The organism is Bradyrhizobium rifense (assembly GCF_008123425.1).
GTDB lineage: Bacteria > Pseudomonadota > Alphaproteobacteria > Rhizobiales > Xanthobacteraceae > Bradyrhizobium > Bradyrhizobium rifense.
The window spans coordinates 22,949-40,715 of sequence record NZ_VSSS01000027.1 but is presented as its reverse complement, the minus strand read 5'-3'; the positions used below and the strand labels follow the sequence as shown (position 1 = coordinate 40,715).

11 protein-coding genes are annotated in these 17,767 nt (G+C 66.1%); 10 read left to right on the top strand and 1 reads right to left on the bottom strand.

Going from position 1 to position 17,767, the window contains the following annotated elements:
• Positions 1-132 precede the first annotated feature (132 nt).
• Positions 133-1,014 (bottom strand): bifunctional DNA-formamidopyrimidine glycosylase/DNA-(apurinic or apyrimidinic site) lyase, encoded by an 882-nt coding sequence (gene mutM / locus FXB40_RS17630; RefSeq protein ID WP_148773460.1) that lies wholly within the window; start codon positions 1,012-1,014, stop codon positions 133-135.
• 81 nt (positions 1,015-1,095) lie between these two features.
• Here mutM and ubiE point away from each other — a divergent pair, with 81 nt between their 5' ends.
• The 10 genes from ubiE (at position 1,096) to addA (ending at position 17,722) form a co-directional block, all read left to right on the top strand.
• A complete protein-coding gene (gene ubiE / locus FXB40_RS17625; protein ID WP_148773459.1) occupies positions 1,096-1,857 on the top strand; it encodes a bifunctional demethylmenaquinone methyltransferase/2-methoxy-6-polyprenyl-1,4-benzoquinol methylase UbiE in 762 nt (253 codons plus the stop codon).
• A complete protein-coding gene (gene ubiB, locus FXB40_RS17620; protein ID WP_148773458.1) occupies positions 1,854-3,428 on the top strand; it encodes a 2-polyprenylphenol 6-hydroxylase in 1,575 nt (524 codons plus the stop codon). The genes ubiE and ubiB overlap by 4 nt, the downstream gene beginning before the upstream one ends.
• A gap of 56 nt (positions 3,429-3,484) precedes the next feature.
• On the top strand, positions 3,485-4,933 hold the full coding sequence (gene coaBC, locus FXB40_RS17615) for a bifunctional phosphopantothenoylcysteine decarboxylase/phosphopantothenate--cysteine ligase CoaBC (protein ID WP_148773457.1): 1,449 nt from the start codon (positions 3,485-3,487) through the stop codon (positions 4,931-4,933).
• Complete coding sequence (gene dut, locus FXB40_RS17610) at positions 4,930-5,388, top strand: dUTP diphosphatase (RefSeq protein WP_148773456.1); 459 nt, start codon at positions 4,930-4,932, stop codon at positions 5,386-5,388. Before coaBC ends, dut begins: the two co-directional genes overlap by 4 nt.
• Before the next feature lie 191 nt (positions 5,389-5,579).
• Complete coding sequence (locus FXB40_RS17605; protein WP_148773455.1) at positions 5,580-8,084, top strand: PAS domain-containing sensor histidine kinase; 2,505 nt, start codon at positions 5,580-5,582, stop codon at positions 8,082-8,084.
• Complete coding sequence (gene tsaE, locus FXB40_RS17600) at positions 8,081-9,601, top strand: tRNA (adenosine(37)-N6)-threonylcarbamoyltransferase complex ATPase subunit type 1 TsaE (RefSeq protein ID WP_148773454.1); 1,521 nt, start codon at positions 8,081-8,083, stop codon at positions 9,599-9,601. Before FXB40_RS17605 ends, tsaE begins: the two co-directional genes overlap by 4 nt.
• 87 nt (positions 9,602-9,688) lie before the next feature.
• Positions 9,689-10,006, top strand: coding sequence for a PilZ domain-containing protein (locus FXB40_RS17595; RefSeq protein ID WP_148773453.1), 318 nt, complete (start codon positions 9,689-9,691; stop codon positions 10,004-10,006).
• Positions 10,007-10,130: 124 nt separating this feature from the next.
• A complete protein-coding gene (locus FXB40_RS17590; protein WP_148773452.1) occupies positions 10,131-10,853 on the top strand; it encodes a nucleotidyltransferase family protein in 723 nt (240 codons plus the stop codon).
• A 219-nt stretch (positions 10,854-11,072) separates the two neighbouring features.
• Complete coding sequence (gene addB, locus FXB40_RS17585) at positions 11,073-14,219, top strand: double-strand break repair protein AddB (protein WP_148773451.1); 3,147 nt, start codon at positions 11,073-11,075, stop codon at positions 14,217-14,219.
• Positions 14,213-17,722, top strand: coding sequence for a double-strand break repair helicase AddA (gene addA / locus FXB40_RS17580; protein WP_187436947.1), 3,510 nt, complete (start codon positions 14,213-14,215; stop codon positions 17,720-17,722). Before addB ends, addA begins: the two co-directional genes overlap by 7 nt.
• Positions 17,723-17,767 lie beyond the last annotated feature (45 nt).

The window sequence follows — 17,767 nt, the reverse complement described above, 5'->3', positions numbered from 1 at the left end:
CCTCGAACAAAAATCTCGAAAACAACCCCATGCACAGTAGAACCGCTCCCGGCCGAGGCACCTCGGCGGCGGCGCGTAGACATTTGACTCATCGGGCAAAACGGCCGTGCGCCAGTTCTCGTAGCCCGTATCTCACTTCTGACATTTCGAGCACCAGAAGGTCGAGCGGCCGTTCTGGGTGAAGCGCTTGATCGTGCCGCCGCAGCGTGGCGTGGTGCATTTCTCGCCCTCGCGATCGTAGACCTTGAACGAATGCTGGAAATAGCCAAGCTCGCCCGAGGTCTGGCGATGGTCGCGGAGTGAGGAGCCGCCGGCCTTGATGGCGTCGTTGAGCACGGTGTGGATGGCTCCGACCAATCGCTTGGCATGGTCCGTCGGCTCGCTCTTCTTGGTCGACAATGTCGCGGCGATCCGACGCGGCGACAGATGCGAGCGATGCAGGGCCTCGCAGACATAGATGTTGCCGAGGCCGGCCACGACGCGCTGGTCGAGCAGTGCGGCCTTCAGGCTCGTGGTCTTGTCCTGGCAGGAGCGCGCCAGCATCGCGGCATCGAACTCGTTGCCGAGCGGCTCGGGGCCCAGGTCGCGCAGCAATGGCTCGTCTTCAAGCGCGTTGCGCGCGATCACTTTCATGTAACCGAAGCGGCGCGGATCGTTGAAGACGATGTCGGCGCCCGAGGACATCCGAAACAGCACATGGTCGTGTGCGGAGTCCTTCCCCTTCGGATAGTGAAACTCGCCGGGCGCGGCCTCGTTATCCGGCTTGATGACGCGGAACGAGCCCGACATGCCCAGATGCATCAGCAGCACGTCGCCAGAGCCGAGATCGGCCATGAGATATTTTGCACGGCGGCCGAGCCCCGTGACGATCTGCCCCTGGAGCCGGGCCACGAAGTCCGGCTGGAACGGAAACCGCAAATCGGGCCGGCGGGCCTCCGCGACGACGATTTTCGCACCCTCCATGACGGGCTGAAGGCCGCGGCGGACGGTCTCGACTTCGGGCAATTCAGGCATGGTCAGGCATTCACCTTATGAGGGCGGTGTGATAGCGCCATTGCGGCGGCCGCGCTATGGTCGGCGTCGTGGAGTAGAGTAATGGATCGGCCGGGCGATACCACGCATTTTGGCTTCAAAGACGTTCCCCTGGGGGACAAGCAGACGCTGGTGAACGATGTGTTTCACAGCGTGGCGTCGCGCTATGATTTGATGAACGATTTGATGTCCGGCGGCCTGCACCGGGTCTGGAAGGACATCATGATCAACGCATTGAACCCGCCGCGGGGCGACCGGCCGTTTGCATTGCTCGACGTTGCCGGCGGCACCGGCGACATTTCGTTCCGGGCCGCCAAGGCGGCAGGTCCGGCCTTCCATGCCACCGTCTGCGACATCAATTCCGACATGCTGGCGGTGGGCCGCGAGCGCGCCGCCAAGCGGCACCTCGAGACCCAGGTCGACTTCGTCGAAGGCAATGCCGAAGCGCTCGCCTTCGCCGACCGCAGCTTTGACGCATATACGATCGCTTTCGGCATTCGCAACGTGCCCCAGATCGACAAGGCACTGCGCGAGGCCTATCGCGTGCTCAAGCCCGGCAGCCGCTTCCTGTGCCTGGAATTCTCCACCGTCGAGATGCCCGGCCTCGACAAGATCTATGATCTGTTCTCGTTCAAGGTGATTCCGCCGCTCGGGCGCATGGTCACGGGCGACGCCGAATCCTACCAATATCTGGTCGAATCGATCCGGAAGTTTCCGAAGCCGAACGCCTTCGCCGACATGATCCGCGACGCCGGCTTCTCTCGCGTCAGCTTTCAGACCCTGACCGGCGGCATCGTCGCACTGCATTCGGGCTGGCGTTTGTGATCTCTGCCATCACCCACATTTCGCGCCTGATCCGCGCCGCGTTCGTGTTCGCGCGCGAGGGCGTGTTCGGCTCCGTCGATCCGAGCCTGGTGCCGCCGCCCGGGCAGCTTGCGCTGAAGCTTGCGCGCATCGTCGAACGGCGCGGCCCGAAGGATGGTCCGCGGATGTCGCGCGCGCTGACCCGGATGGGCCCGGCCTATCTCAAGCTCGGACAATTCTTGGCGACGCGGCCTGACGTCGTCGGCGTCATCATGGCGCGTGACCTCGAGAGCCTTCAGGATCGCCTGCCGCCGTTTTCGCAAGCCGAGGCGGAAGCTGCGATCGCGACATCGCTGGAGCGGCCGCTGACGGACGTGTTTGCGAAGCTCGGTCCGCCGGTCGCGGCCGCCTCGATCGCGCAGGTACATCGCGGCGAGGTACTGCGTGACGGCGTCCGCAAGGCGGTTGCCGTCAAGGTGCTGCGGCCGAACGTCGCCTCGCGCTTCCGCCGCGATCTCTCCGATTTCTTCTACGTTGCGCACAAGGCCGAGGCCTATTCGTCCGAGGCGCGTCGACTGCGCCTGATCGAGGTCATCAATACGATGTCGCGCTCGGTCGCGATGGAGATGGATTTGCGGCTGGAAGCGGCTGCGCTGTCCGAGATGGCAGAGAATACTCAGGGCGATCCTGACTTCCGCGTGCCGACCGTCGACTGGGACCGCACCACGCACAACGTGCTGACGATGGAGTGGATCGACGGCATCGCGCTGAACGATCACAAGCGCCTCGAAGAAGCCCAGGTCGATTTGCCCGATCTCGGCCGCAAGGTGATCCAGAGTTTTCTGCGCCACGCGCTGCGCGACGGCTTCTTCCACGCCGACATGCATCCGGGCAATCTGTTCCTCGATGAGGCCGGCCGTCTCGTCGCGGTCGATTTCGGCATCATGGGCCGGCTCGGCATGAAGGAGCGGCGCTTCCTCGCCGAAATCCTGCTCGGCTTCATCACGCGCGATTACCGCCGCGTCGCCGAAGTGCATTTCGAGGCGGGCTACGTGCCCGCGCATCACTCGGTCGAGAATTTTGCGCAGGCCATCCGCGCCATCGGCGAACCCATTCACAACCGCACCGCCGAGGAAATCTCGATGGCGCGTCTGCTGACGCTGCTGCTCGAGGTCACCGGCCTGTTCGACATGACGACGCGGCCCGAGCTGATCCTGCTGCAGAAGACCATGGTCGTGGTCGAGGGCGTGGCGCGCGGCTTCGATCCCAAGCTCGACATCTGGAAGGTCGCCGATCCCGTCGTGCGCGAATGGATCGAGCGCAATCTCGGACCGATCGGCCGGGTGCAGGGTGCGCTGGCCGGCGGCGGCGATCTCGCCCGCATCCTGATGCGTCTCCCGGATCTTGCAGCGCGTTCGGTCGCGGTGCTCGAGCAGCTCGAAACCATGACGCGGGAGGGCATCGGGCTGTCGCCCGAAAGCATCGCTGCGATGGGCCGCAGCGAAGGCCGCAAGAACCGCTGGCGCACCGTGGCGCTCTGGATCATCGCCCTGACCTTCATCGGCATTCTGATCGCCGTCCGGAATCTATGATTGCACTGCAATCACACGAGTGATATCATCGCTATCATTCCGTGCTGGAGGGCGTCATGGCAAGCCTGACCATCCGCAAGCTCGACGAACACGTCAAAACCTTTCTGCGGCTGCGCTCGGCCAAGAACCGCAGATCGGTCGAGGAAGAGGTCCGGGTCATCCTGCGGGAACTGATCGAGGGCCGCGAGGAGCCGCTGACGCCGTTTGCGGTGCCGCCCGAGGCATCCCCTGCGGCCGCGTCGGCGCGCTCCAGCACCGTCCCCGAGGCCAGCGTCACCCTGATCATCGGCGGCGGGATCGCGGCCTTCAAGTCGCTCGACCTGATCCGCAGGCTGAAAGAGCGCCGCATCGAGGTCCGCTGCGTGCTCACCAAGGCGGCGGAGCAGTTTGTCACGCCGCTCTCGGTCAGCGCCCTCTCCCATGAGCGCGTCTACAATGATTTGTTCGATCCCCAGAGCGAGTTCGACGCCGGCCACATCCGTCTCGCGCGCGACTGCGATTTGATCGTGGTGGCGCCGGCGACCGCTGATTTGATGGCCAAGATGGCGAACGGCCATGCCGACGATCTCGCCAGCGCGATCCTGCTCGCGACCAACCGCCAGATCCTGATCGCGCCGGCGATGAATCCGCTGATGTGGAACAATCCGGCGACCCGGCGCAACGTCGCGCAGCTTCAGCGTGACGGCGTCCTGCTGATCGGCCCCAACTCCGGCGAGATGGCCGAAGCAGGCGAAGCCGGCGTCGGCCGCATGTCCGAGGCGATCGAGATCGCCGCCGCCGCCGAGCGGCTGCTGCGGCCGCCGGTGCCGCGCCCGCTCGCGGGCAAGCGCGTGCTGATTACCGCGGGCCCCACGCACGAGCCGATCGATCCGGTGCGCTATATCGCCAATCGTTCCTCGGGCAAGCAGGGCTTTGCCATCGCCGCAGCGGCGCAGGCCGCGGGCGCCGAGGTGATTCTGGTCAGCGGCCCAGTGGACCTCGACAATCCGCAGGGCGTGACGGTGAAGCGTGTGGAATCGGCGCGGCAGATGCTGGAGCAGGTGCAGGCCGCGCTTCCCGCCGACATCGCGATCTTCGCCGCCGCCGTCGCCGACTGGCGCGTCGCCAATGAAGGCGAGCAGAAGCTGAAGAAGACATCGGCCGGCATGCCGCCGCTTCAATTGGTGGAAAACCCCGACATCCTCGCCACGATCTCAAAACTCACCGACAAGCGCCCGCCGCTGGTGATCGGCTTTGCCGCCGAGACCGAGCATCTCATCGACAACGCCAAGACAAAGCTCGCCCGCAAGGGCTGCGACTGGATTGTCGCCAACGATGTCTCGCCCGCCACGGGTGTGATGGGCGGCGACCGCAACACCGTGCACCTGATCAGCAAGAATGCTGAGAGTAACGGCGAGATCACAGTTGATTCCTGGCCGGTGATGACCAAGGAACAGGTCGCCATCGAACTGGTCGCGCATATTGCCAAAAGCGTGACCGACAAATCCCTGGAGCCGGCATCTTGAGCAGCAAAGTCACGGTCGAACTGCAACGCCTGCCCCATGCGGAAGGCCTGCCGCTGCCGGCCTATCAGACCACGGAAGCCGCCGGCCTCGACCTGATGGCGGCGGTGGCGGACAGCGAGCCGATGACGCTGGCGCCCGGCCAATACGCGCTGGTGCCGACGGGGCTTGCGATCGCCTTGCCGCCCGGGCACGAGGCCCAGGTGCGGCCGCGCTCGGGGCTTGCGGCCAAACACGGCGTCACCGTGCTGAACTCGCCCGGCACAATCGACGCCGACTATCGCGGCGAGATCAAGGTGATCCTGATCAACCACGGCGCCGCCCCCTTCGTGATCAAGCGCGGCGAGCGCATCGCGCAGATGGTGATCGCGCCGGTGGTGCAGGCCGCGCTGGTTCCCGTGGCAACACTGTCGTCGACCGATCGCGGCGCCGGCGGTTTTGGCTCGACCGGGCGCTAACGCGCGGCAAATCCAACCGAATCATCCCGAAGAACTACGTGGACTGGAACCCCGCGCCCGGCATTTTTTTGGGGCCACCTTTGCGTTCACGGTCTGGACTCTTACCGCTGGAGTCACGGTGAGGGTATTGTCGTTTGATTCGCGTGCGGCGGGGGTCGCCGCGCGCAAATTCGTGCGGTCTTGGGGCAACTATGTCAGGCGTGATCGTGTCGATGCGTCGGACGCTGTTGTCGTGCACTTCGTTGGCGCGCAACGGCTTGTTGGGAGGCGCTCTCGCAGCGCTGCTGCCGGCTGAGCCGGCGGAGGCCGCCGATCTCGTCGACACACTCTCGAAATTGCTGGATTTCAACCGGCAGGAACTCGCGGTGCTGGCCACCGCGCTGGCTCTGCTCGGCTTCTCGGTGGTGGCGGCGATCCTGCTGATGCGCACGCGCGTCGGCAAGGCCAAGACCGAGGCGGCGCTGCGCGCGCGGATCAGGGAACTGCAACTGCAGTCCGACCGCTTCGGCGCGCTGCTGTTTGCCGAACCGCAGGTTCTGATCTCCTGGCCGGCCGGCGACGATCGCGCACAGATCTCGGGCGACATCGCGATGGTGCTGCCGCGCGATTCGTCGCCGCAGCGCGTGCTCGCCTTCGGAACCTGGTTGCCGCCGGAACCGGCGCTGCAGATGGATCACGCCGTCGATGCACTGCGCGAACGCGGTGACGGCTTCCAGCTCACGCTGACCACCGCCAACGGTCACACGCTGGAAGCGATCGGCCGTGCCATCGGCGGCCAAGCCATTGTCCGGATTCGCGAACTCTCCGGCCTGCGGCGCGATCTGGCCGAGACCAATCTGCGCTACAAGGCGCTCTCCGACGAAACCGAGATGCTGCGGGGCTTCGCCGCCGCGGCGCCGTGGCCGATCTGGGCCAAGGGCGAGAACGGCGCGCTGAGCTTCGCCAATCCGGCCTATGCGCGCGCGACGGAAGCGACCAGCATCGCTGATGCCCAGGCGCGGAAGCTTGAGCTGCTCGACAGCGCCGATCGCACCGCCATGGAGCGCAGCCTGAAGGACGCCGCGAGCTTCACCTCGCGGCTGCCGATCGTGACCGGCGGCGAGCGGCGCATGTACGACGTGCGCGCCGTCAATGTCGGCAGCGGCAGTGTCGGTGTCGCGATCGACGCGAGCGAGGCGGATGCGCTGAGCGCCGCGCTGGTGCGGATGGCGGAGGCGCATCGCCGCACGCTCGATCAGCTTTCGTCCGGCGTTGCCGTGTTCGACGGCCAGCGCCGGCTCGCCTTCTACAACGATTCCTACCGGCGGCTGTGGGACCTCGACCGCACATTCCTGGATGCCGATCCCGACGACTCCAGCGTGCTCGACCAACTCCGCGCCGCGCGAAAATTGCCGGAGCAGCCGGACTTCCGCGCCTGGAAGGCCAAGCTGCACGAGGCCTATCGTGCGGTCGAGGCCGCCAAGGACACCTGGTACCTGCCCGACGGCCGCGCGCTGTCGGTCGTCACCACGCCCAATCCCGAAGGCGGCGTCACCTATCTGTTCGACGACGTCACCGAGAGCCTCGAGCTTGCCCGCCGCTTCGACGGCATGATCCGGGTCCAGCGCGAGACCCTGGACAGCCTCGCCGAGGGCGTCGCCGTGTTCGGCAGCAACGGCAAGGCGCAGCTGTTCAATCCGGCGTTCGTCCGGATGTGGAAGCTGTCCGGCGACGCCATGCGCGAGGAGCCGCATATCCAGACCGTCGAGGGCTGGTGCCAGCAGCTGTTCGACGATCCGACCGTCTGGCGCCAGATTCGCGAGGCCATCACCTCGATCGAGAACCGCGCCGACGTGCCGCTCAAGCTGGAGCGCAAGGACGGCAGCGTGCTCGACGGCATGATCCGTCCGCTGCCGGACGGCGCGACCATGCTGACTTTCCTCGACATCACCGACACCGAGAATGTCGAGCGCGCACTGCGCGAGCGCAACGAGGCGCTGGAGGCCGCCGACCAGATGAAGGTGGATTTCGTCCACCACGTCTCCTACGAGCTGCGCTCGCCGCTCACCACCATCATCGGCTTCGCGCATTTCCTCAGCGACCCCTCGACCGGGCCGCTGACGCCGAAGCAAGCCGAATATCTCGACTACGTCACCAAATCGACCAATGCGCTGCTGGCGCTCACCAACAACATCCTCGATCTCGCCACCATCGATGCCGGCGCGATGAAGCTGGAACTCGGCCCGGTCGACGTCAGCAAGACCATCGAGCTTGCGGCTGAAGGCATCCAGGACCGGCTTGCCACCGACCGCATCCGCCTCAAGGTCGAGATTGCGCCCGATGTCGGCAGCTTCGTCGGCGACGAGAAGCGCGTGGTGCAGGTGCTCTATAACCTGCTCGCCAACGCCGTCGGCTTCTCGCCGCAGGATTCCACCGTCGGGATCAGCGCGCGCCGCACCGAGCGCAGTGTGGTCTTTATTGTGACAGATTCCGGACCTGGAATACCCGCCGACATGAAGGACAAGGTGTTCAACTGGTTCGAAAGCCGCTCGCAGGGCTCGCGTCATCGCGGCGCCGGGCTCGGGCTGTCGCTGGTGCGCTCCTTCGTCGAGCTGCATGGCGGCAAGGTGCAGGTGGATTCGGTCGTCGGCAAAGGTACGGTTGTGATCTGCGACTTCCCGACCGACCAGGCGGCGCATCGCGACGCCGCCGAATGAACGCGCCGACCACATTCGCGGTCGCGCTTCACAACGAGACGGCCACCGCGCAATTGATGGCCGATCTCGCGCTGCTGCTCGGCCCGGGCGATGTCATCACGCTCACCGGCGATCTCGGTGCCGGCAAGACTGCGGCGGCGCGCAGCCTGATCCGCTACCTCGCCGATGACGTAGACCTGGAAGTGCCAAGCCCGACTTTCACGCTGGTGCAGGGTTACGAGTTGCCGGCATTTGCCGTGATGCATGCTGACCTCTATCGCGTCGAGGACGAGAGCGAGCTCGAGGAGATCGGGCTGTCACCACTGCCGGATGCGACGCTGGTGCTGATCGAATGGCCCGAGCGTGCGCCCTCGGCAATGCCCGCGGACCGGATCGACATCGCGCTGACGCATCGCCCGGCGCTGGGCTCGAATGCGCGTGCCGCGGACATCACCGGTCACGGCAGGAGCGCAGCCACCGTGGCGCGGCTGAAGGCGTTGCGCGAATTCCTCGATGCGTCCGGCTATATCAACGCAGGCCGCAAGCGCATGGCAGGCGACGCCTCGACGCGCTCCTATGCGCGGCTGATCCGCGACGACGGCGTCGTCATCCTCATGAACTCGCCGCAGCGTCCCGATGGCGCAGCGGTCTACAACGGCAAATCCTACAGCGCCGTGGTGCATCTTGCGGAGAACATCAAGCCATTCGTCGCCATCGACGAAGGCCTGCGCGCGGCAGGAATCTCGGCACCCGCGATCCACCATGTCGATCTCGACCACGGTTTTCTGATCTCGGAAGACTTCGGCAGCGAAGGCGTGATCGAGGGCGATCCGCCGCGCCCGATCGCTCAGCGCTATGAGGCCGCGACCGACGTACTGGCCGTGCTGCACGGCAAGACTCTGCCGGAGACGCTGCCGGTGGACGGGCAAACCCATGCCATTCCCGCCTGGGACACCGACGCACTGCTGATCGAGATCGGCTTGATGCCGGAATGGTATCTGCCCGATCGCAACGCACCGCTGAGCGAGGCGAAGCGCGCGGAATTTTTTGCGATGTGGCGCGAGCTGCTGAAGAAGCCGCTCTCCGCGCCAAAAACCTGGATCATCCGCGACTACCACTCGCCCAATCTGATCTGGCTCGCGGACCGCACCGGCATGGCGCGCGTCGGCGTGATCGACTTCCAGGACACCGTGCTCGGACCGCACTCCTATGATGTGGTGTCGCTACTTCAGGACGCCCGCATCGACGTGCCCGAAGCCCTCGAGCTGACGCTGCTGTCGCGCTACATCAAGGCGCGCCGCGCTGAGGACGCGAGCTTCGATCCGGCCGGTTTTGCCGAGCTCTATGCCATCATGTCGGCGCAGCGCAACACGCGCCTGCTCGGCACGTTCGCCCGGCTCAACCGCCGCGACGGCAAGCCGCATTATTTGCGCCACCAGCCGCGGATCTGGACCTATCTCCAGCGCTCGCTGGCGCATCCAGCGCTTGAGCATTTGCGCGACTGGTATCTCGCTAACGTCCCGCCGCCCCAATCCTGAGACGGAACCGGTTTACCGGCTGTTAGCCATCGCACCGGTATCATCGCCCGCAGGCAGCCGGACAAAGACGGGCTGGAGCAAGGGCAGATGGCGGTCAAGACGGACCATCGCGGGAAAAGTCGGGTTGTTTTCGAACGTGGGGTGCCGGCCCAGATGATGGGCATCGACGGCACCTGGCGGCGCGAATGCACCATGGAGGATGTCTCCGAGAATGGCGCCAAGCTGACCATCGACGGCTCGGTCGAAGGTCTGCATCTGAAGGAATTTTTTCTCGTGCTGTCGTCGACCGGATTGGCCTACCGGCGCTGCGAACTGGCCTGGGTGAATGGTGACCAGATCGGTGTCAATTTTCTCAAGCAAGGCGACAAGAAGAAAAAGACGCGTTCCACAGCCGTCGGGGCGTGACGGCAACACACGTCGTACAACCGTCACGGCGGGTGGTTAAGGCCGTTGAGATGCGGTGCGGTCGAGTCCGGTCCGTGCTAGGATTGCTGCAAACGCGAATTTCAGAGGTTCGAGAAAGCCAAGCATGTCCGTCAAACCGACCAAAGCCATGGTGCTCGCCGCAGGGTTCGGCCTGCGCATGCGTCCGCTGACGGATACGATGCCGAAGCCGATGGTGCCTGTGGCTGGCCAGCCGCTGCTCGACCACGTGCTCGACAAGCTTGCCCGGGCCGGCGTGACCGAGGCGGTGGTCAACGTGCACTATCTACCCGACCAGATCATCAATCACACAGCATCCCGCCAGCATCCGCGCGTGACCATCTCGGACGAGCGCGACCAGGTGCTCGGCACCGGCGGCGGCGTCGTCAAGGCGCTGCCGCTGCTCGGCGATGCGCCGTTCTACCATGTCAATTCCGACACGCTGTGGATCGACGGCGTGCGTTCCAATCTGACGCGGCTTGCGGAAAACTTCGACCCCGAGCGCATGGACATCCTGCTGCTGATGGCGCCCACCGCAACCAGCATCGGCTATAGCGGCCGCGGCGATTACGGCATGCTGCCCGACGGTGCGCTGCGCAAGCGCAAGGAAAAAGAGATCGTGCCGTTCGTCTATGCGGGCGCGGCCATTCTGTCGCCGACGATCTTCGCCGACGCGCCGCAGGGCGAGTTTTCGCTGACGAAGATGTTCGACCGCGCCAACGAGCAGGAGCGCCTGTTCGGCCTCCGCCTCGACGGCGTCTGGATGCATGTCGGCACGCCGGATGCGGTGCACGCCGCGGAAGAGGCGTTTTTGGAGAGCGTGGCGTAAGCCGCCCCAAACACGGTGCCGTAGGGTGGGCAAAGGCGCACTTGCGCCGTGCCGACGACATGCTCGGGCAACTCGGCGGGAATGGTGGGCACGCTTCGCTTTGCCCACCCTACGAGACCTGTCCTCGTCCAGCGAACAGCGGGGACGATTTCACCCCGGCCCATATCCATTTGAGTCCGCCTCCCTATATTGGCGCCTGATCTCCGAATCAGGCGGCCCATGCGCGTTTTCAGCGTTCCCCTCTCAGTTCCGTTCCTGCGCACCATCGTCACCGCCCTGCTTGACGGCCGGCTGGTCGACGGATTCGAGGCGCGCAAGGAACCGGCGCGGCTGGCGGACGCCACGCTCTATCTGCCGACGCGGCGCGCCATGCGCGTGGTCAGGGAGATCTTCCTCGACGAGATGGCGGCGGACGCCGTTGTATTGCCGCGCATCGTCGCGCTCGGCGACATCGACGAGGACGAGCTCGCTTTCGCCGACGAAGGCGAACAGTTTTCCGGCGCAACGCCGCTCGAGATCCCACCGCGGCTCGGCGAGCTCGAACGTCGGCTGACGCTGGCGCAACTCGTCGCCGCCTGGGCCAGGGGTCCGGTGCTGGCGCCGCTCGTGGTCGGCGGCCCCGCCTCGACGCTGGCGCTGGCCGGCGACCTCGCCCGCCTGATCGACGACATGGTGACACGCGGCGTCGACTGGAGCGCGCTCGACGGCTTGGTGCCGGACATGCTCGACCGTTACTGGCAGCACTCGCTGGAATTCTTGCGCATCGCCCGCATCGCCTGGCCGAGCCATCTCGCCGAGATCAACCGCATCGAGCCGGCGGCACGGCGCGATCTCCTGATCGCGGCCGAAGCGAAGCGCCTGACGGCGCATCCGCATGGGCCCGTGATCGCGGCGGGCTCGACCGGCTCGATGCCGGCGACCGCAAAATTCCTGCATGCGGTCGCCTCGCTGCCGCATGGCGCCGTGGTGCTGCCCGGCCTCGACACCGATCTCGACGACGACGCCTGGCGAAGCATCGGCGGCGTGCGCGATTCGCTCGGCAAATTCGCGGAGCATCCGGCCTCGAACCATCCGCAATATGCCATGCGCGCGCTGCTGGATCGCTTTGGCATCAAGCGCAGCGACGTCGAGATCCTTCAGTCGCCGGCGGACGGCGGCCGTGATCTGCTGGCATCCGAATCGATGCGCCCCTCCGCCAAGACGGAAGTCTGGCACGACCGGCTGAAACAGCCGGATGTCGCCGCAAAGATCGCCGGCGGCATGACAAATCTCGCGGTGGTCGAAGCCGCCAACCCGGAAATGGAAGCGCTCGCGATCGCCATTGCGATGCGCGAGGCACGGCACCTCGACAAATCGGCGGCGCTGGTGACGCCCGACCGCGCGCTGGCGCGGCGGGTGATGGCCGCGCTGACCCGATGGGATCTTGCCTTCGACGATTCCGGCGGCGACGTGCTGATGGAAACCTCCGCCGGCGTGTTTGCCCGTCTCGCGGCGGAAGCGGCGACCAGGGGATTGGAGCCGCCGACGCTGCTGGCGATGCTGAAACATCCGCTGTGCCGGCTCGGCCGCGCACCGGGCGCATGGAAGACCGCGGTCGAGGATCTTGAGCTTGCGGTCCTGCGCGGCACGCGGCCACCTGCGGGCACGGGCGGTCTCTTGCGTGAATTCAATCGCTTTCGCGAGGAGCTGGCCAAGCTGCGACGCAGCGAGGTCTCCGCGTTGCACCACGCCGAACCGCGGGCGCGACTCAAGGCAGAAGACCTCGACCGCATCCAGGCGCTGATTGATGCCCTGCAAAAGGCGTTGGCACCGATCGAGAGCCTGGCGTCATCAAAGCCGTTTGACTTCGCCGAGCTCGCGCATCGCCATCGCGAGATCATGATCGAGCTGTCGCGCGACGAGCAGGGTATTCCGCTCGCTTTCGAGGAGCGCGAAGGCCTCGCGCTCGCCGGCGCCTTCGACGATCTCCTGCGCGGTGGCACGATTAGCGGATTGATGGTGACGCTGCCGGACTATGCCGACGTGTTCCAGACCGCGTTCAGCGATCGTGCGGTGCGGCGGCGCGACAAGCCGGGCGCGCGGCTCCAGATCTACGGCCCGCTCGAATCGCGCCTGATGCAGGCCGACCGCGTCATCATCGGCGGGCTGATCGAAGGCGTCTGGCCGCCGGCGCCGCGCATCGATCCCTGGCTCAGCCGCCCGATGCGGCACGAGCTTGGTCTCGATTTGCCGGAGCGCCGCATCGGCCTCTCGGCTCACGACTTTGCACAACTGCTCGGCGGCGACGAGGTGATCCTCACCCATTCCGCCAAGGCCGGCGGCGCACCGGCGGTGGCCTCGCGCTTCCTGCACCGGCTAGAGGCGGTCGCGGGCGACGAGCTCTGGAAGGCGGCGGTTCGCGCCGGCGAAAAATACGTGCGGTTCGCAGGTGCGCTGGACCAGCCTGCCGAGGTCACGCCGATCAAGCAGCCGGAGCCACGACCGCCGCGCGCGACACGGCCACTAAGGATGTCGGTCACCGCGATCGAGGATTGGCTGCGCGATCCCTACACGATCTACGCAAAACACATCTTGCGGCTGGACGCGCTCGATCCCGTCGACATGCCGCTGTCGGCCGCCGACCGCGGCTCGGCGATCCATGATGCGCTCGGCGAATTCACCGAGCAATTTGCCGCGCGTCTGCCCGACGATCCCGCAAATGTGCTGCGCGCGATCGGCGAAACGTATTTTGCCCCGCTGATGGAGCGGCCCGAGGCGCGGGCGCTGTGGTGGCCGCGCTTCCAGCGCATCGCACGTTGGTTTGGCGAATGGGAGACGGCCCGCCGCGACTCGATCGAAGCCATCACGGCAGAGACCCGCGGCGAGATCTCGATTAGGCTCGACGGCGAACGCAGCTTCCGTCTTTCCGCGCGCGCCGACCGCATCGAGCGGCGCCATGGCGGCGGCTACGCCATCCTCGACTACAAGACTGGCCAGCCGCCGAGTGACAAGCAGGTCCGCTTGGGCCTGTCACCGCAGCTGACGCTGGAAGCCGCGATCCTGCGCGAGGGCGGCTTCCCTGATATCCACGCCGGTTCGTCGGTGAGCCAGCTCGTCTATGTCCGCCTGAGTGGCAACAATCCGGCCGGAGAGGATCGTATCGTTCAGCTCAAGATAAATAAAGGTGACGAGCCAATTCCGCCGGACACTGCGGCGGCGGACGCGAGAGCCAAATTGGAGGCGCTGATCCGCGCCTTCGAGGACGAGAGCCAGCCGTACACCTCGCTGAACCTGCCGATGTGGACCAACCGCTACGGCGCTTATGACGACCTTGCCCGGATTAAAGAATGGTCGGCAGCCGGCGGACTGGGGATCGAGGAATGGTGAAGGCACTACGACCCATCCCCGATGCTGTACGCGACACGCAGAGGCGCGCGTCGGATCCGACCGCGTCCGCCTTCGTGTCGGCCAATGCCGGCTCGGGCAAGACGCATGTGCTGGTGCAGCGCGTGATCCGCCTGCTGCTGTCGGGCGTGCCGCCGGAAAAGATTCTCTGCATCACCTTCACCAAGGCCGCCGCCGCCAACATGGCCGAGCGCGTGTTCACCACGCTTGGTCATTGGGTGACGCTGGATGACACGGCGCTCGATGCTGCGATCCGCGCCGTCGGCATCCCGCATCCCGATCGAAAACTGCGCCGCGAAGCGCGAAAACTGTTCGCCTGCGCGCTGGAGACGCCGGGCGGATTGAAGGTGCAGACCATCCACGCGCTGTGCACGCGCCTGCTCCAGCAGTTCCCGTTCGAGGCCAACGTGCCGGCGCGCTTCGCCGTGATGGACGAGCGCGACCAGACCGACATGATGGAGCGCGCCAATCTGAAGGTGCTGCTGGAGGCCGCGCGCGATCCGGAGACCGTCACCGGCCGCGCGCTGCTGACCGCAATGGCGAGCGCCGCCGACGTCACCTTCAAGGAGGTCGTGCGCGAGGCCTGCTTGAGCCGCGACCATTTCATGGCCTGGACTGACGACGCCGGCAACGCCGCGGCGGCGGCTGAACAGATGGCGGTCGTGCTGGGCGTTGACGCGAGCGACCGCATCGAGGATGTCGAGACGGAAATCCTCGATGGCCCGTTCCTGCCGCGCTTGCGCTGGGACGACATCGCCTTCGCGCTAGAGGATGGCGGCAAGTCCGACAACGACCAGGCGGGACGCCTTCGCGAGGCAAAGGCGTTCTCCGGCGCGGCGCAGGTCGATACTTATCTCGGCGTCTTCCTCACCGATGAAAAACTGCCGCGCAAGGCCGTGCTCACCAAGAAGTTCGGCGAGCACAATCCGTCCGTCGCGCGCTTGTTCGAGAACGAGGCGTCGCGCCTCGGTGAATTGATCGAGAAGCGCCGCGCAGTGACCATGCGTGACCGCACCGCGGCTCTCCTGCATATCGCGACCGCCGCCGCTGCAAACTACCGGCGCGAGAAGCAGGAGCGCGGGCTGCTTGACTACGACGATCTCATCGACAAGACGCTGGCGATGCTCGACCGCGTCTCCTCCGGCTGGGTGCATTACAAGCTGGACCGCGGCGTCGATCATGTGCTGATCGACGAGGCCCAGGACACCAGCCCGCGGCAATGGGACATCGTCGCCCACATCATCTCGGAATTCACGGCCGGCGAAGGCGCGCGCGAGGGACTGAACCGCACGGTCTTTGCCGTCGGTGACGAAAAGCAGTCGATCTTCTCGTTCCAGGGCGCTGATCCGCACGAATTCGACAAGCGCAAGCGGGAGCTGGATCGCAAATTCACCGCTGCCGGGCTGAAATTCGATCCAGTCGCCTTCACGTATTCATTTCGCTCTGGCTCCGCGATTCTGCACTCGGTCGACCACGTCTTCCGCGAGCCCGCGATCTACAAGAGCATCCATTCGGTCGAGACCGGCCACCCCCTGCACAACGCGCTCGCCGATGCAGGTCCGAGCGTGATCGAACTGTGGGACCTTGCCGAGGCCGATGACAGGCAGGAGATCGAAGGCTGGCGCGCGCCGTTCGACGGCGTCGCCGTCACCAGTCCCGAGGTCAAGCTCGCTCGCCGCATCCAGGCCGAGATCAAGCGGCTGGTCGAGAGCGGCACGCTGACGGGACACGAAGGCGAGCGGCGGCCGCTGCGCTATGGCGACATGCTGATCCTGGTGCGCCGGCGCGGCAATGCGTTCGACGCGGTGATCCAGGCGCTGAAGCACGCCAACGTTCCCGTCGCCGGCGCCGACCGGCTGAAGCTGACCGAGCACATCGCGATCATCGACCTGATGAACCTTGCGGACGCGCTGCTGCTGCCGCAAGACGACCTCGCGCTGGCGGTGGCGCTGAAGAGCCCGCTGTTCGGTCTCGACGACGACGATTTGTTCCAGCTCGCCCATGACCGCAAGGGATCGCTGCGCCGCGCGCTCGGCGAGCACGCCGCTGGAAGCGAGAAATTCGCCACCGTGCTGCGACGCCTTGAGGCCTGCGAGATCCGTGCGCGCGAGGAGACGCCGTTCGCCTTCTATGCCTGGCTGCTCGGCGGTGACGGCGGTCGCGCGCGCATCCTGCGCCGGCTCGGCCATGAGGCCAATGACGCGCTCGACGAATTTTTGGAGCTGGCGCTGAACTGCGAGCGCAAGGCCCCGGCCTCGCTGCAGGGCTTCATGGCCTGGCTGCGCTCGGCCGACACCGAGGTGAAGCGCGACATGGAAATCACCCGCGACGAGGTGCGGGTGATGACGGTGCACGGCGCCAAGGGTCTTGAGGCATCGGTCGTGTTCATGGTCGACACGACGTCATCGCCCGCGGATTCGCAGCGGGTGCGGCTGATCCACGTGCCGCGCGGCAACGGCGGCGAGGTCGTGGTCTGGGCCGGGCGCAAGGCGGACGATCCCAAGCCGGTCGCCGACGCGCGCAAGGCGATGCTGGATGAGACCGAGGACGAATATCGCCGCCTGCTCTATGTCGCGATGACGCGCGCGGCCGATCGGCTCGTTGTCGGCGGCTGCCTGCCCGGCAACATGAGAACCGTCCGCAAGCTGAGCTGGTACGACCTCATCGACACCGGCCTCACCGGCTCCGGCCTGGACAAGCAGACGATCGAAACGCCGCTCGGCAAGGTAACCCGATTCGCCCGGCCGGAAGATGTCGTCGCGCTCGGCACGCCGGCGACATCCGTCGACCAGACGATCACCCTGCCGGACTGGCTGCGGACGCCGGCGCCGCGTGAAAGCGTCGACGACGATCTGGTGCGTCCCTCCGGCCAGTCGGCCGAGGAAGGCCGCAGCGTGCGGACCGGCGAATCAGTCCAATCGCGCGCACTGGCGCTCCAGCGCGGCACGCTGGTGCACCGGCTGCTGCAGTCCCTGCCCGACATCGCCGCCGACCGCCGGCGCGAGGCCGCGCTGGGCTTCATGACCCGCAATGCCGGCGACTGGCTGGATGCCGATCGCGTCACGCTGGCCGACAAGGTGCTCGCCCTGATCGCCGAACCACGCTTTGCACCGGTGTTTGCCGAGGGCAGCCGGGCGGAGGTCGCCATTGTCGGGAAACTCGACCGGCCGGGCCGCCCGCCGGCGCTGGTGTCGGGGCAGATCGACCGGCTGGTCGTTCGTCCGGACGAGGTTTTGATCGTCGATTTCAAGACCAACCAGACCGCCCCCAAAGGCGCCGCGGAAGCCCCCGCCGCCTATGTCCGGCAGCTTGCGCTGTACCGCGCGGTGCTATCCCGGCTTTATCCCCAAAGGCCGATCCGTGCCGTCCTGCTCTGGACCGAGGCCCTTGAATATATGGAGATTTCAGCCCCCGCGCTGGACGCGGCGCTGGCATCCCTTCATGTCGGCGTGAGCGTCCTTGACCCGGCAAGGGGCCGTTCATAGGTTGGGACCATGATCCCGGGCGCGATTCCATGTCGCGCCGATTCT

Coding starts and splice junctions, on each gene's coding strand:
- mutM (WP_148773460.1), bottom strand. CDS start 1,014: ATGCCTGAATTGCCCGAAGTCGAGACCGTCCGCCGCGGCCTTCAGCCC.
- ubiE (WP_148773459.1), top strand. CDS start 1,096: ATGGATCGGCCGGGCGATACCACGCATTTTGGCTTCAAAGACGTTCCC.
- coaBC (WP_148773457.1), top strand. CDS start 3,485: ATGGCAAGCCTGACCATCCGCAAGCTCGACGAACACGTCAAAACCTTT.
- FXB40_RS17605 (WP_148773455.1), top strand. CDS start 5,580: ATGTCAGGCGTGATCGTGTCGATGCGTCGGACGCTGTTGTCGTGCACT.
- tsaE (WP_148773454.1), top strand. CDS start 8,081: ATGAACGCGCCGACCACATTCGCGGTCGCGCTTCACAACGAGACGGCC.
- FXB40_RS17595 (WP_148773453.1), top strand. CDS start 9,689: ATGGCGGTCAAGACGGACCATCGCGGGAAAAGTCGGGTTGTTTTCGAA.
- FXB40_RS17590 (WP_148773452.1), top strand. CDS start 10,131: ATGTCCGTCAAACCGACCAAAGCCATGGTGCTCGCCGCAGGGTTCGGC.
- addB (WP_148773451.1), top strand. CDS start 11,073: ATGCGCGTTTTCAGCGTTCCCCTCTCAGTTCCGTTCCTGCGCACCATC.
- addA (WP_187436947.1), top strand. CDS start 14,213: ATGGTGAAGGCACTACGACCCATCCCCGATGCTGTACGCGACACGCAG.